The sequence below is a fragment of the Flavobacterium oreochromis genome (genome assembly GCF_019565455.1).
In the GTDB taxonomy this organism is placed as follows: domain Bacteria; phylum Bacteroidota; class Bacteroidia; order Flavobacteriales; family Flavobacteriaceae; genus Flavobacterium; species Flavobacterium oreochromis.
Window position 1 is genome coordinate 2,707,382 of sequence record NZ_CP067377.1, and the last position, 12,976, is coordinate 2,720,357.

The following is a 12,976-nucleotide window of genomic DNA, read 5'->3' on the forward strand; positions in this document are numbered from 1 at the left end:
TGTAGGAGTAAGATTCTATTTAAATTGTTGTATTTTGTGCTGAAATAATTACAATACTTTATCATTAAAAATGAAATTAAAACAACAAATTCATACACAATACCTTCAAATTGTCCAAGATAAAATAGATGTTTTTCAAGATATGATTGAAGGACTTACACAAGATGCTTCAAATGATGCAAAAGGATCTGCTGGTGATAAACATGAAACAGCTTTATCAATGATGCACTTAGAACAAGAAAAATTATCTGCTAAGTTACGTGAAGCAATTGATTACAAGACAATTTTAGAAAGAATAGATACATCATATCCACATAAAAACATTGCTTTAGGAAGTTTAGTGAAAACAAATAAAATAACCGTTTATCTTAGTTGTGCTTTACCTAAATTATTACTAGATAATCAGGCTGTTTTTGGAATTTCACCAAATTCTCCATTAGGTAAAAAGTTGATGGGGCAAATTCCTTCTCATCAGTTTGAGTTAAATGGAGTTTTATATGAAATCTTGGAAATCTATTAAGCTTATATTGTAATTAAGAAAATATACTAAAATGAAATCAATCTTCTCCATAATAATACTCAGTTCTTTTACCTATTTTGCAGCTTCAGCTCAAAAGCAAAAGGCAGATCTTGTAGTTACGAATGCCACAATATATACCGTTGATAAAAAATTTTCTAAAGCAGAAGCATTAGCTATTAGAGATGGAAAAATTATAGGTATAGGAAAATCTATAGATATTATTAAAAATTTCAATCAACAAAAGTATTTAACGCAGTAGGTAAATACATATTTCCTGGATTATATGATGCACATGCACATTTTTATAGTTTTGGTTTAAATTTACAAAAAGTAGATTTAAGAGGTACTAAAAGTTATCAAGAAGTATTAGATAAGATTATTCAATTTCAAAAAAAAAAAAACTTCAGTTTATTACTGGACGTGGATGGGATCAGAATGATTGGGATATTAAAGAATTTCCAACAAAAAAGAATTAGATGAATTATTTCCAACGATACCAGTAGTGTTAACTCGAATTGATGGTCACGCACTTTTAGCAAATGCTAAGGCATTAGAATTAGCAAATATTACTACTCAGACTAAAATTTCAGGAGGTGAAATTCAAATTAAGAATAACGAATTAACTGGTATTTTGGTAGATAATCCAATGGAGTTGGTCTATCAGATTATTCCAAAACCAAGCAAACAAGTTCAAGTCCAAGCGTTAAAAGATGCTGAAAACGTAATGTTTCAATACGGATTGACTACTATTAATGAAGCAGGTCTAGAAAAAGAAACAATTAATTTGATAGATTCTTTACAACAAAAAAAAGAGTTAAAAATTAATGTTTATGCTATGGTTAATGCTTCACAAGATAATGTAGATTTATATACACAGTTAGGACCATATAAAACAGACCATCTAAATGTGAGATCTTTTAAATTTATGGGAGATGGAGCATTAGGGTCCAGAGGAGCTTGTTTGCATAATCCGTATAGTGATCGTCCTAATCATTATGGCGCATTATTATCTACAATAACTGATATCCAAAAAATGGCAAAACAAATAGCAGATTCTGAGTATCAAATGAATTCTCATGCTATAGGTGATTCAACTAATACTGTTTTGTTAAATATTTATAAAGAAGTTTTAAAAAACAAACCGGATAGAAGATGGAAAATAGAACATGCTCAAGTATTGCGTGAACAAGATTTTGAAGCTTTTTCCTCTAGTATTATCCCTTCAGTTCAACCCACACACGCTACATCTGATATGTATTGGGCTCAAGAACGATTAGGGAAAGAACGTGTTAAACATTCCTATGCGTATAAGAAAATGTTAGATAAAGCAGGAGTCATAGCTTTAGGTACAGATTTTCCAATAGAGGAAGTAAATCCGATGTTAACTTTTTATGCTGCCGTTGCTCGCAAAGATCTTAAAAACTATCCAGAAGGAGGGTTTCAACCTGAAAATGCCTTATCAAGAGAAGAAACGATAAAAGGAATGACCATTTGGTCTGCTTATTCTAATTTTGAAGAAACTGAAAAAGGAAGTCTCGAAATAGGTAAGTGGGCTGATTTTGTTATTTATGATAACGACTTAATGACCGAAGATATAGATGCTATTCCCTATGTTAAACCAGTTTATACCTTTATAAAAGGAGAACAAGTAAAAAAATAATTTTGAAAAAGTTATATTGATTCTTCTGATATTAAAAATGTTTTTTTGTCTATAACTTAATTGTCAGGTTAGAAGTAATCGAAAAATTTTGTTTTTTATTATCAAATATTTCATCTTTTGAAAGATACAACTTAGGTTCTATTCGAACCTTTATATTTTTCATAATTTCATAATCCAGATTGGCAGATAAACCTAAAGTTTGAAAACCTTTAGGAGAGCCTGTTGTAATCATAATTTGGTTAGGATCATTGTAATATTCACCTCTTATTGCAAGTTGAGTTTTATTGTTAAAATATTGTCTAATAATAATTACAGGGGAATACCAAGTACCATACTGTTTGGTATTGTATTTATCTGAGCCTATATCAAAACCTGCTATTATGCCTGTTTTATTACTAGGTTCATATAATAAGTATATATTGTGAAAATGACGAAAAGAATGTATACTATCAGGTTTGTCACTTCCTAAAAAAGTACTATAATTTATGGAAAGCTTTTTAGATGCTTGATAATTAATTTGCGTTCCAAAAGAAGGATTCAATATGTAATTTGGTTTTTTAATATGTTGCCAACCATTTAAATATAAAAAGGCTAAATATAATTTATCACCTCTTGAACGATATCCTAATTTGATACCAGTTTCGTAGTAAGGCGAATTTTCAGCTAAAATACTACGAGTTAATGTCCAACAATCACTACTTATCGCACTTTCAAACCCTATGTGAGAAGGTAAAATTCCTACATCTAACCATAAATTATTTTTATTTGATAGTTTAATACCCAGATTAGCTTCATTTATAAATTGTGCCCATGTGGGTTCAGAACTTAAATTATATTGCGGATAATTTCCTGCCATAATGCTAAAATTAGCGCGGTAATTTTCATCACTAAAATCTGTTTTTATAATCATTAAATTTACATTAACTTCATTGTGCCGTTTGTGATTATATAAAAAATTTGGCTTTGTATGATTGGAAGGATTTGAGAAATCATAACTGTAATAGAATTCTCCGTAACCTGAAATATTAAATTTTTTTAGTATATCATTTTGACAAAATACCGAAAGCGTAAGAAAGAAGAAAAATAAAAAATGTTTATAGCTCATTTCTAAAATGATTTTTAAGATTAAAGATAAGCTTTTTTTATATCTCAGAAGTTTTATCAATTCATAATGTTTAAGTTTTTAATTTTTAATCAGAAAAATCTTATTTTGCTAGTAATATACTAATTAATAAAAATTAAAATTATTCTATAAAATAAACAAGTATTAACTTTAGTTTTTTTGGCACGATTATTGTTTTCAGATTTTGTTTGAATAGTATTTTTTGTAGTAAAATACTGATATTTAATGTTATAGATTGAATATTTGTGTTAAAAAAAGTATTAAATAATCTTAAATTATTAATTTTGCAAATGATTTTAAATGTAAGAGGGATGAAAAAAAAACTATTGTTAATTTTTGTTATTTTAAATTCTTTATTGATTAAAGGGCAAGTAGGGATTGGTACCTATACACCTCAAGGGATATTAGATATTAATTCAACTACAAGCGGATTAGTGCCTCCAAAAGTAGCATTGATTGCTGCAGATACTGAATTGCCAGTTTTAAATCCTCAAGGAGGTTCTATTGTGTCTGGAACTATTGTTTATAATATAGCAACTAATGGTGTTGCTCCAAACGATGTGGTGCCAGGTTTTTACTATTGGAGTGGTACTAGATGGTTACTTTTAACTAATCAAAGTATATCTACTCCAACTAATTGGACTCTTTCTGGGAATAATAACACTAATTCTAATACGCATTTTATAGGTACAACAAATGCAAATGATTTTGTAACAAAAACAGATAATGTAGAAAGATTAAGAGTTACCAGTGCAGGAAATTTAGGGATAGGGACTTCTTCTCCAACCTCTACGTTAGATGTAAATGGAACTTTACGTGTTCGAAATATTCCCGTTACTACAAGTTCAAATCAATTACTTACAAGTGATGCTAATGGAAATATAGCTACATTTAATAGTTACCTTCCATCAGATGTAGACGGAATTATTGCTTCGGGACCAGTTAGTTATTCTTTATCAGCTCCTGCTACAGTTAATAATATAAACTTAGGGTTATCTACAACTGTTAATCTTCCAGCAAATAAAAATTGTATGATTATTGTAACTTATTCCGTACCTATTGGAATTTCTAGTTTTCCTAAACAAGAAATTATAGGTTATTATGGAATTAGATTTTTAAAAAATGGTATTGAGGCAGAAGCTGGTTCTAGAAAATCATCTTTTGTAAATAATTATGAAGCATCTGCGCCTTATAATTCAACAGCAGATATGCTAACCATAACTAATACATATATTGAAAAAATAACCACAGGAGCATCTCCTGTAAGTATAACATATGCTCTTAATGGTTATTTAGAGTATTATTCTTCTTTTAATGCTACTTTTCTTTTTAATATGTGGTCTTTATCTTCTCCAAATTATAATTGGGGGAGAGCAACCATTACAAAACAAGTTTATATATTATAAAAAATATATCAAACTGTCCAAAAAGCCACTACATTTCCCTTTACTAAAAGGTAGAATTATAATTTTTTGGACAGTTTTTTTGATTTCGTATAGAAGAAAATGAATTGATAATATGTTAGGATTTTAATTCTAATAAAAATGATAGATTATAAAGTTTTTGATTTACTTTTATTTATCTTATTTTTTTGATTAGATCTAAAAATCATTTCTATATTGAATAAAAAAATATTTTATTGATTTGTAGTGTGTCATCAATAAGATGGCTATTCAGTCTTTTTAGAAGTTTTTAGTTCTTCATTACAAGTACTTGCGAAATCGTAATAAGAACAATAGAAACTAAAGATAAAACTAAGCCAAAGTAATTTAATCGGGTTAGTTTTTCCTTGAAATATAAGATTCCAATTAAACTTCCTAAAATAATCACCCCCATATTCATCCCAATAAAAACGGTAGAAGGATTTGAAGACAGACTTTGATGGGCTTTGATATAAAAAGCAATGTTACCAAAGTTTAACAATCCTACGCCCGCACCCCAGACTATAGTAGTCGTAGAAAATACTTCTTTATGCGATTGTATTTGCCAATAAGCAAGTAGAGCAGCTAGAACAAAAGCCCCTAAGAACACTACTAATAATAATTCTGTAAAGCTTAGTTCACCTATAGTTGCCACCTTTTTAAATAAAATGTCTATTACCCCAAAGCCTATTAAAACCAATGGTAAAAAGTAATTGTGTTCTTTTTCTATGTGTTGCGTTTGTTTTTTGTAAAATGTTAAAAATATAGCCAAAAAAGCCACGACTAATCCTATTGTTTTTAGATTGTTAAAAGTTTCTTTTGCAATTATAACCGAAAACCCTATAGAGATAAATAACGATAAACGTTGGGCAATATCTGTTTTTACAATCCCTGAATGTTGAATAGCCTTGGCCTGTAAAATAAAAATAGAAGGTAATAAAATAATGAGTCCTACCATAATACTCGCCGTAGTAGAACTAAAATTTGTTTTCAATTTAGGTGAAAAGAAGAGTAGGAGTGCTAGTAATGCAAAAATATAGTTCCAAGCGATGATTTGGTAACTACTTTTACCCGAATTTCGAGCCATTTTAAGCAATATGCCTACACTTACACTACAAATAATACTTAAAAGAATAAAATACATTTTTGAGATTTTTCTTCAAAAATAGTAAAGTTACTACCCTTTTTAAAATTTTATTATGCTGCTAAACCTTTTATCATCCCTCTCAACATTCTAGGAACTATAAATTGATGAAAAGGTTTTACAGGCAAGAAATACAACTTTCCTAAAGTATTATGAATAGTAACCACGGTAGTAATACTAAGTGTTTTTTGATAGCTGTTTTCGGTAGGTTGGAGTAGGAGCGAAACCCTAAAATCTAGATGTTTATCATCTTCCCCTATGATTAATTCATTAGCCGATTTGTCATAGACTTTAAAAATCCCTATTTGGTCACCCGCTTCCCATTTTAGATTGTTTAAATAGGCTTCACGATTACTGACTTTACTCGAAGTTTTTAACCCTAAAGCACTCACAATTTTATCTCTAAAATTCATTAAAGCACCTACCCATTTAGGTCCTGTAGCAAAAAATGCTTTTCCTAAATCTTCAGCAGTAATGGTTTTAGTGGAGGTAAATGTTTCTTGATAGGAGTCTATATATTGGTAATTGACATTATTGTTTAATAATGAGTGGGTTGGGATGGTGTGTGTTGTTGTCATTTTTGGTTTTAACTTTATGAAATATTGTTAGAGATAGTGGTAGATTTTTACTCTACAATTTCTTCATCTAAACCAATAACTCTGTCTAGTCCTTTTTCAACTTTTTCAATAGTCTGATTTATTTTTTGAGAACTTTTTCTCTCTAGAAAATTAGATAAACGGCTCATTCCAGGTATTTTGTTGAGTTTTTCAACAGAGTTTTCAAGGCGATGTGAATTTTCCAATAATTCCATTACAGGATGATCACTTGAATCATAGTTTGAAATTAATTTGCCAGGATTCTCAGAATACATATAAAGGAAATTTTGGAGTAAAGAGATTCTTAATTCATTTGAAATATTTTCCTCGTCTAGATTTTCAATTTGTTTAGATAATCCTTCAAATGTTTTACTTAAAACTTCTTTATGTGAATACTCTTCAATTAATCGTTTTGATAAATTCATTTTTTTATTTGACGATATAGTAAGCCATAGTACAGGAATATATAAAGGGAGAATTGCAAGAACCAGTCTAGGAATTCTATTTATGACAGTTTCAATATCAATCCCGTCAATTATGAATTTATAGCTAGTCAAAAAGGGATTAGCGAAACTAATATCATTCCTAAAATACCATAACCAAATTGAGTTTTATGTTTTTCATAAGATTTTACTTCGTCAATCTTCTTATCGGAAAAGGCATAACTCAAACCTGCTGTTAATGCATTAGGAAGCAATTGCTCAATTTTCTTATTTAATTCTGAATATTTTTCACTCCAATCTTTAATGAAGTTTGAATTTGTTTCAGACGCTTTTTTGAGAAAGTCGTCATAATTTTTAGTAGTAGATTTTTCAAGTGATTCAAAATTTTCTTTTAAGCTTTCCAATTTATCATTTAATCCATCATATGAATTTTCTAGTTCATTTTTTAACCCTCCGACAAATATTTCTTCATTTGTTTCTTCATCAGTTTCTGTATAACCTAATATCTCATTATAAAGAGTTTCAAATTCATTTTTACGATTTGTGATAGATTTAATAAGTTGAGAAGATTTACTTTCGTTGTCTTTAATCTTAGCTATAATTGTTTCAAAATTGTTAATTTCCTCTTCTAAATCTGGATGTTCTTCATATATCTCTTCGAATGAATTTAATTTTTCTTCAATTTCATTAATTCTATTTAAAATTGAATTTTTAGTATTTTCAATCTCTTCTTTTTTTTCTTGAATTGAGACATAATCAGTTTTAAGATTTTTATGTATAGAATTTAATGAATCTTGAATAGAATATACTTGTGTAGCATTTAATTCAATACTCTTAAGAATTTTATCAACTTCATTTAAGGTTGCTTGAGCTTTGTTTCTATATTCAGATGTTTTTTTAGAAGATTCTTTTGCTTCTTTTTCATATTCAGGACTTCTTTTTTCAACTTCGAGAATATCCTTTTTTATTTGATTTATTAGACTTGATAAATTCGTGACGGCTTGATTGTTTTTCTGAAAATTGCTTTCTAATTTTTTAATTCTCTCTAATGTTTGCTTATTATTAAAAAAATCCATTTTATTAGTTATTTATTCTCGGCTTTTAATTTAAAATTTATACTCAACTCAAAAATACAAAACCTATAACTCCTTAACAATGAATAGTTATTCACATTTCAATACAGTTATAAACATTAAAAAAGCTTCCCTTTCGAGTCGCTTCCTTATTATTTATTTTGATTGTCAATCCATTTTGTAGCATTGACAAATATATTCACCTTTTTTATCATATAGTTAATTTACAGTAGAGGCTGTCCAAAAAGTCCTCAATCTTGTCATTTCGACCAAAGGGAGAAATCACATAATATAAAGCTCTTGGTTATTCGTGACAGGATTCACTTTATGTGATTCCTCCTGCGTCGGAATGACAAACTGTGTGTTGATTTTTTACTTTTAGGACAGCCTCTGATTTTTTCTATGCTAATTTTAAAGGTTTGAGGCTTTTGTTAGGTATAAATCTTAAAATTAAGATATGACTTATTCAAAATGATGATTTAAGAAATTAAAATTAGGATTAAATTCTTTAATTAAATTTAATTTTTTATCTCTACTCCATTTTTTTAATTCTTTTTCTCTTGCAATTGCTTCTTCAACCCAAGTAAATTTTTGGTAATAAACCAAGTGTTTCAGGTTGTATTTAGCAACAAATGTTTTATTTTCATTTTGAATACTAAGTTTGTGTTGTTCAATTCTAAGTTTTAAATTATTCGTCATTCCTATGTAAAAGGTAGATCGATAATCATTTGTTAGTATGTAAACATAATATGAATGAAAACCTCTTTGAGGATTAAATGGATCCATTTTGAGATGTTTATTAATTTTTTATTCGATGTAAGAATTCTAAAAGTTTAATTTGTAGAAAGTATCTTACTTATTTGAGTATCAAAAATACTAAATTTTTGGATTTAATATTTCTTCGCACAGTTTGTCATCCTATGTTTGTATAAGTTAGTGATTAGAAGATTTTGTAAATTTATTTTCAACAGAAGAAAGAGAAAGATAAAAGCTAAATTTTGTCATTGGTCATTGAGACTGTTCGCAATGCTAGTTCCTTTCTCTCTCTGCTTTTGAACTTGAACAGTTCATTGGTCATAAAGATCGTATTTAGGATTGATAAGTCTTAAGCAGTTTTCTTCCGTTTACTTTAATTTCCTTAATAGCAAATGTATGAAAAAAAGTAAAAATTATGTTGGAATAGATATTTCTAAATTGAGTTTTGATGTTGCTATTTATAACTCTAAAGACAAGTATAAGTATTATAAATTTTCTAACAACCAAGAAGGTTTTCTTTTACTATTAGATGTTTTAAATAGTTCGGAATCTATTTGTGTTATGGAAGCAAGTGGTTCATATTATTTAAAGTTAGCTACTTTTTTGTCAGCTAAAAAAATTGATGTTTGTGTTATAAATCCTTTAGTGATTAGAAGATTTTCACAAATGCGAATCTCAAGAACTAAAACGGATAAAAAAGATGCGATGTTAATTGCAGAATATGGTAAAACTGAAAAACCAGCCTTATGGGAAGCAGATGCTGATTATGTTTTAGAATTAAAACAAATGCAAGCATTTTTAGAGCAATTAAACAAAAATAGGACTGGATTTATAAGACAAATGGAAGCTTTTAATCATAGTTCTAACAAGAGTTTAATTGTCGATAAAAGTTTAAAATCTGTTCTAATAAAAATAGAGCAAGAAATTGCGGAAATTGAAATTAAAATGGAGATTATTATTAAAAAATATCATCAGGAAATGTTTGAACAATTACAAAGCATACCTGGATTAGGAAAGAAAACATCTTTATTTTTAATTGTAATTTCTGGTGGTTTTTCAAAATTCAAAAACCATAAACAATTAGCATCTTATGTTGGAATCTCTCCAAGGATATTTGAATCGGGTACTAGTGTAAAAGGGAGGTCTAAAATTTGTAAAATGGGAATGAGTAAGATACGAGCTATGCTTTATGTTTGTGCTTGGTCTGCCAAAAGATGCAACAAGGTGTGCAAAGATTTATATGACCGATTAGTGGAAAAAGGAAAGTCAAAAAAGCTCGCTTTAATAGCTGTTGTAAATAAATTATTAAAACAAGCTTTTGCTATTGCTACAAAAAAGAATATTATTCATTGAAAATAAACTAAAATAAATTTGCAAATTAACACAGTTCATTTCGACCAAAGGGAGAAATCACATAATCTATAGCTCTTGGTTATTCATAACAGGACTGACTTTATGTGATTCCTCCTGCGTCGGAATGACAAACACTAGAGTGATTTCTTCCGCTTAAAAGTTTATACATTCTTTACAATTTCGACCAAAGGGAGCCCTGAAAGCTCAATGTCATTAAGTTAAGAATAATTAAGCGGTTCTCTGTCATTTCGACGAAGGAGAAATCACATAACGAGAGCAAGATAATGTGATTCCTCCTGCTTCAGGAATGACAAATGTTGAGTGATATTTTTACAAAACGGTCATTAAAAAAGCTTCCCTTTCGAGTCGCTTCCTTATTATTTATTTTGATTGTCAATCCTTTTCTAGCATTGACAAAAGCTTCTAGCCAAGGAGAAACTTCGTCTTTCTGTCCTCTAGCTAGCCGAGAGTATGCTGGTGAAAGACACTATCCTACAAAGTGTGTAAGTTAAAAAGTTTAGGCTTGGATTTTATAATCTGAGCCTTTTTTCAAATATAAGATTAAATTGGTTTAAAACAATACCCCAATTTTGTATTGGCATCGACCATTTTTTAGTTGCTTCTTTTAAGGCAAGGTAAACCGATTTTATTACCGCCTCATCTGTTGGAAACGACATTTTGTTTTTGGTGTACTTGCGAATTTTCCCATTAAGATTTTCAATTAAATTTGTGGTATAAATGATTTTGCGGATTTCTAACGGGAAGTCAAAAAGATGGTTAATTCGTCCCAATTTTCCCTCCAAGATTTGATAGCATATCCATATTTAGATTCCCATTTTTGAGCAAAATCTTCTAGAGCTAACTCGGCGGCTTGTTTTGTTGGTGCTGTATAGACTAGTTTCATGTCGGTTGTAAATTGCTTTTTATCTTTCCATACGACATATCTACAAGCATTTCTTATTTGGTGAACCACACAAATCTGTGTTTGTGATTCAGGAAAAACAGAACGTATGGTTTGAGTAAATCCGTTTAAATTATCGGTAGCCGTTATTAAAATATCTTCCACTCCGCGGGCTTTTAAATCGGTTAAAACACTCATCCAGAAGCTTGAACTTTCATTCTTACCTAACCACATACCAAGAACTTCTTTTCGTCCTTCATGATTAAGTCCTACTGCTAAATAGATAGTTTTATTGATTACTTTTGAGTTTTCACGAACTTTGAAAACAATTCCATCCATCCAAACAATTAAGTAAACTTCATCTAATGGTCTGTTTTGCCAGGTTACTATCTCACTTGCTACTGCATTAGTAATTCTTGAAATGGTAGAAGTTGAAATGTCAAAATTATACATTTCTTTGATTTGCTCTTCAATATCACTAACACTCATTCCTTTAGCATAAAATGAAATGATAACATTCTCTAAACCATCAATAATATTATGTCTTTTAGGGACTAAAACAGGTTCAAAACTACCTTCTCTATCTCTTGGGACTTTAATTTGATCTTCTCCAAAGGAAGTCTTAATCTTCTTGGTTCCATGACCATTACGATAATTGCCGTCAGAGGTTTTTTGATGTTTTTCGGTATCTAAGTGAGCATCTAGTTCGGCATTGAGCATGTGTTCTACTGCTCGTTTATGCATTTGCTTAAAAAAGGAAGATAAATCTTCTCCATTTTTAAAGGATTTAAAAAAATCCTTGTTGTTTAATAAGTCTTCTTTGTCTATCATAACTATGTAAATATATAAAACGTTAAAAAGTTATTTCCGAAAAATTTTAGCTCTTTTAAGCGAGCTAATTTTTCAGAATAACTTTTTAACTTACACAGTTTGTGTTATACTGCCTGGTGAAAATTAATTTGATATAGATATTATGCTAATCTGTTTTCCAATTACTAGTCCTTTATAAAAATTCTTTATTGAGCTTTACAGTTCTAAAAGCACGACTGAGATTCTCATACAGTAGTATTATGATATATTTATTAATGAATCTAGTTTGTAGTGAGGTTGTTTTTTTCCTCTTCTTTCGTCAAAGTCATTTGTGTTTTCAATAAATTGTAAATAATCTATTTTACCTTGAAATTCGTTGGAATAATAGAATTTGTTTTTTCCTAATAATTTGAATCGAAGAATAGTTTTGTAATTTCCTGAATTAGGAATTTTAGTAATAAAAGAATTGGATGATTTAGCTCTAAATATTTTCTCATAATAGCTATTTCCGCAATCACTAAATCTCCAATATTCAATAGGCTTCCATAAACCTCTTTTATCTTTTGCCTCCAAAACACATATAAATAAATAGTCTTGCATAGGAATAGAAACTGAATTATTTGTATTGTTTATTATCCATACTTGTCTGTTTTCTTTGCTGTTATTAGCTTTGTGTAAAAAAGTAGCTTGATTTCTACTTAAATTTTTTTCTGAATTTATTGCTTGTTTTTTTTGCTTTGCTGTTAATTTTTCCCAATCTTCTGTCCAGTTTAAATCTGAAGTATCTAGGGTTTTTGAACGTTTTATTTCATACATTTCTTCTGCGGAAACATAATTTTTTGGAATTTTGGTTGTATCTATAATAATAACAAAGCTGTCTTTTAAATTTTTAAGATTAGGAATTGCTTCATCATTACCGTGAATATATAGGGCAGGTTTCATTTTTCCTTTATTTTCTATATTTTCCTCAGTGGATAAGGATTCTTTTAAAATTTCTTTTTCTTTGAAATTATTTTTACAGCTTGAAAATATTAATACAGTTAATATGATTTTAATGATTTTCATAAAAAAGATTTGTTATTTGATAATTGTTTAAAGATAAAAAATCCTAACAAAAAAGTGACCCTTTCGAGTCGCTTCCGTATTATTTATTTTGATTGTCAATCCATTTTCTAG

General features: G+C 29.0%; 10 protein-coding genes and 2 pseudogenes. 4 read left to right on the forward strand and 8 right to left on the reverse strand.

Features of this window, described 5'->3' with window-relative positions; translation table 11 throughout:
- Window positions 1–70: 70 nt before the first annotated feature.
- Both JJC03_RS12955 and JJC03_RS12960 read left to right on the forward strand, forming a co-directional pair.
- Entirely contained in the window at window positions 71–520 is a 450-nt protein-coding gene (locus JJC03_RS12955) for a hypothetical protein (protein WP_235873435.1), read from the forward strand.
- 31 nt (window positions 521–551) lie between these two features.
- Window positions 552–2,180: pseudogene (locus JJC03_RS12960) on the forward strand (amidohydrolase).
- 49 nt (window positions 2,181–2,229) lie between these two features.
- Here JJC03_RS12960 and JJC03_RS12965 read toward each other — a convergent pair.
- On the reverse strand, window positions 2,230–3,285 hold the full coding sequence (locus JJC03_RS12965) for a porin (RefSeq protein ID WP_088444799.1): 1,056 nt from the start codon (window positions 3,283–3,285) through the stop codon (window positions 2,230–2,232).
- A 329-nt stretch (window positions 3,286–3,614) separates the two neighbouring features.
- Between JJC03_RS12965 and JJC03_RS12970 the strand changes: the two genes are divergently transcribed.
- Window positions 3,615–4,709, forward strand: coding sequence for a phage tail-like protein (locus tag JJC03_RS12970; RefSeq protein WP_123867157.1), 1,095 nt, complete (start codon window positions 3,615–3,617; stop codon window positions 4,707–4,709).
- Window positions 4,710–4,995: 286 nt separating this feature from the next.
- On the opposite strand, the gene JJC03_RS12975 is transcribed toward JJC03_RS12970, so the two are convergent.
- From JJC03_RS12975 to JJC03_RS12995, 5 genes are all read right to left on the reverse strand, one after another.
- Window positions 4,996–5,868 carry an EamA family transporter gene (locus JJC03_RS12975; protein ID WP_235873436.1) on the reverse strand — a complete coding sequence of 291 codons (873 nt, stop codon included), beginning with the start codon at window positions 5,866–5,868 and terminating at the stop codon, window positions 4,996–4,998.
- Between the two features lie 53 nt (window positions 5,869–5,921).
- Window positions 5,922–6,446, reverse strand: a complete 525-nt coding sequence (locus JJC03_RS12980) for a DUF2867 domain-containing protein (protein WP_235873437.1) — start codon at window positions 6,444–6,446, stop codon at window positions 5,922–5,924.
- Between the two features lie 47 nt (window positions 6,447–6,493).
- Window positions 6,494–6,889, reverse strand: coding sequence for a hypothetical protein (locus JJC03_RS12985; protein ID WP_235873438.1), 396 nt, complete (start codon window positions 6,887–6,889; stop codon window positions 6,494–6,496).
- Window positions 6,890–7,017: 128 nt separating this feature from the next.
- The gene (locus JJC03_RS12990) at window positions 7,018–7,983 is read right to left on the reverse strand and encodes a coiled-coil domain-containing protein (RefSeq protein ID WP_235873439.1); all 966 of its coding nucleotides are present in this window, start codon (window positions 7,981–7,983) and stop codon (window positions 7,018–7,020) included.
- Between the two features lie 459 nt (window positions 7,984–8,442).
- Window positions 8,443–8,766, reverse strand: a complete 324-nt coding sequence (locus JJC03_RS12995) for a GIY-YIG nuclease family protein (RefSeq protein ID WP_235873440.1) — start codon at window positions 8,764–8,766, stop codon at window positions 8,443–8,445.
- Window positions 8,767–9,132: 366 nt separating this feature from the next.
- On the opposite strand from JJC03_RS12995, the gene JJC03_RS13000 reads away from it, so the two are divergent.
- Window positions 9,133–10,089, forward strand: a complete 957-nt coding sequence (locus tag JJC03_RS13000) for an IS110 family RNA-guided transposase (protein ID WP_235873441.1) — start codon at window positions 9,133–9,135, stop codon at window positions 10,087–10,089.
- 530 nt (window positions 10,090–10,619) lie between these two features.
- Here the strand turns inward: JJC03_RS13000 and JJC03_RS13005 are convergent.
- A pseudogene (locus JJC03_RS13005) lies at window positions 10,620–11,821 on the reverse strand (IS256 family transposase).
- Between the two features lie 237 nt (window positions 11,822–12,058).
- Entirely contained in the window at window positions 12,059–12,865 is an 807-nt protein-coding gene (locus JJC03_RS13010; protein WP_235873442.1) for a hypothetical protein, read from the reverse strand.
- Between the last annotated feature and the right edge of the window lie 111 nt (window positions 12,866–12,976).

Coding starts and splice junctions, on each gene's coding strand:
- JJC03_RS13000 (WP_235873441.1), top strand. CDS start 9,133: ATGAAAAAAAGTAAAAATTATGTTGGAATAGATATTTCTAAATTGAGT.
- JJC03_RS12965 (WP_088444799.1), bottom strand. CDS start 3,285: ATGAGCTATAAACATTTTTTATTTTTCTTCTTTCTTACGCTTTCGGTA.
- JJC03_RS12980 (WP_235873437.1), bottom strand. CDS start 6,446: ATGACAACAACACACACCATCCCAACCCACTCATTATTAAACAATAAT.
- JJC03_RS13010 (WP_235873442.1), bottom strand. CDS start 12,865: ATGAAAATCATTAAAATCATATTAACTGTATTAATATTTTCAAGCTGT.
- JJC03_RS12985 (WP_235873438.1), bottom strand. CDS start 6,889: ATGAATTTATCAAAACGATTAATTGAAGAGTATTCACATAAAGAAGTT.
- JJC03_RS12995 (WP_235873440.1), bottom strand. CDS start 8,766: ATGGATCCATTTAATCCTCAAAGAGGTTTTCATTCATATTATGTTTAC.
- JJC03_RS12975 (WP_235873436.1), bottom strand. CDS start 5,868: ATGTATTTTATTCTTTTAAGTATTATTTGTAGTGTAAGTGTAGGCATA.
- JJC03_RS12955 (WP_235873435.1), top strand. CDS start 71: ATGAAATTAAAACAACAAATTCATACACAATACCTTCAAATTGTCCAA.
- JJC03_RS12990 (WP_235873439.1), bottom strand. CDS start 7,983: ATGGATTTTTTTAATAATAAGCAAACATTAGAGAGAATTAAAAAATTA.
- JJC03_RS12970 (WP_123867157.1), top strand. CDS start 3,615: ATGAAAAAAAAACTATTGTTAATTTTTGTTATTTTAAATTCTTTATTG.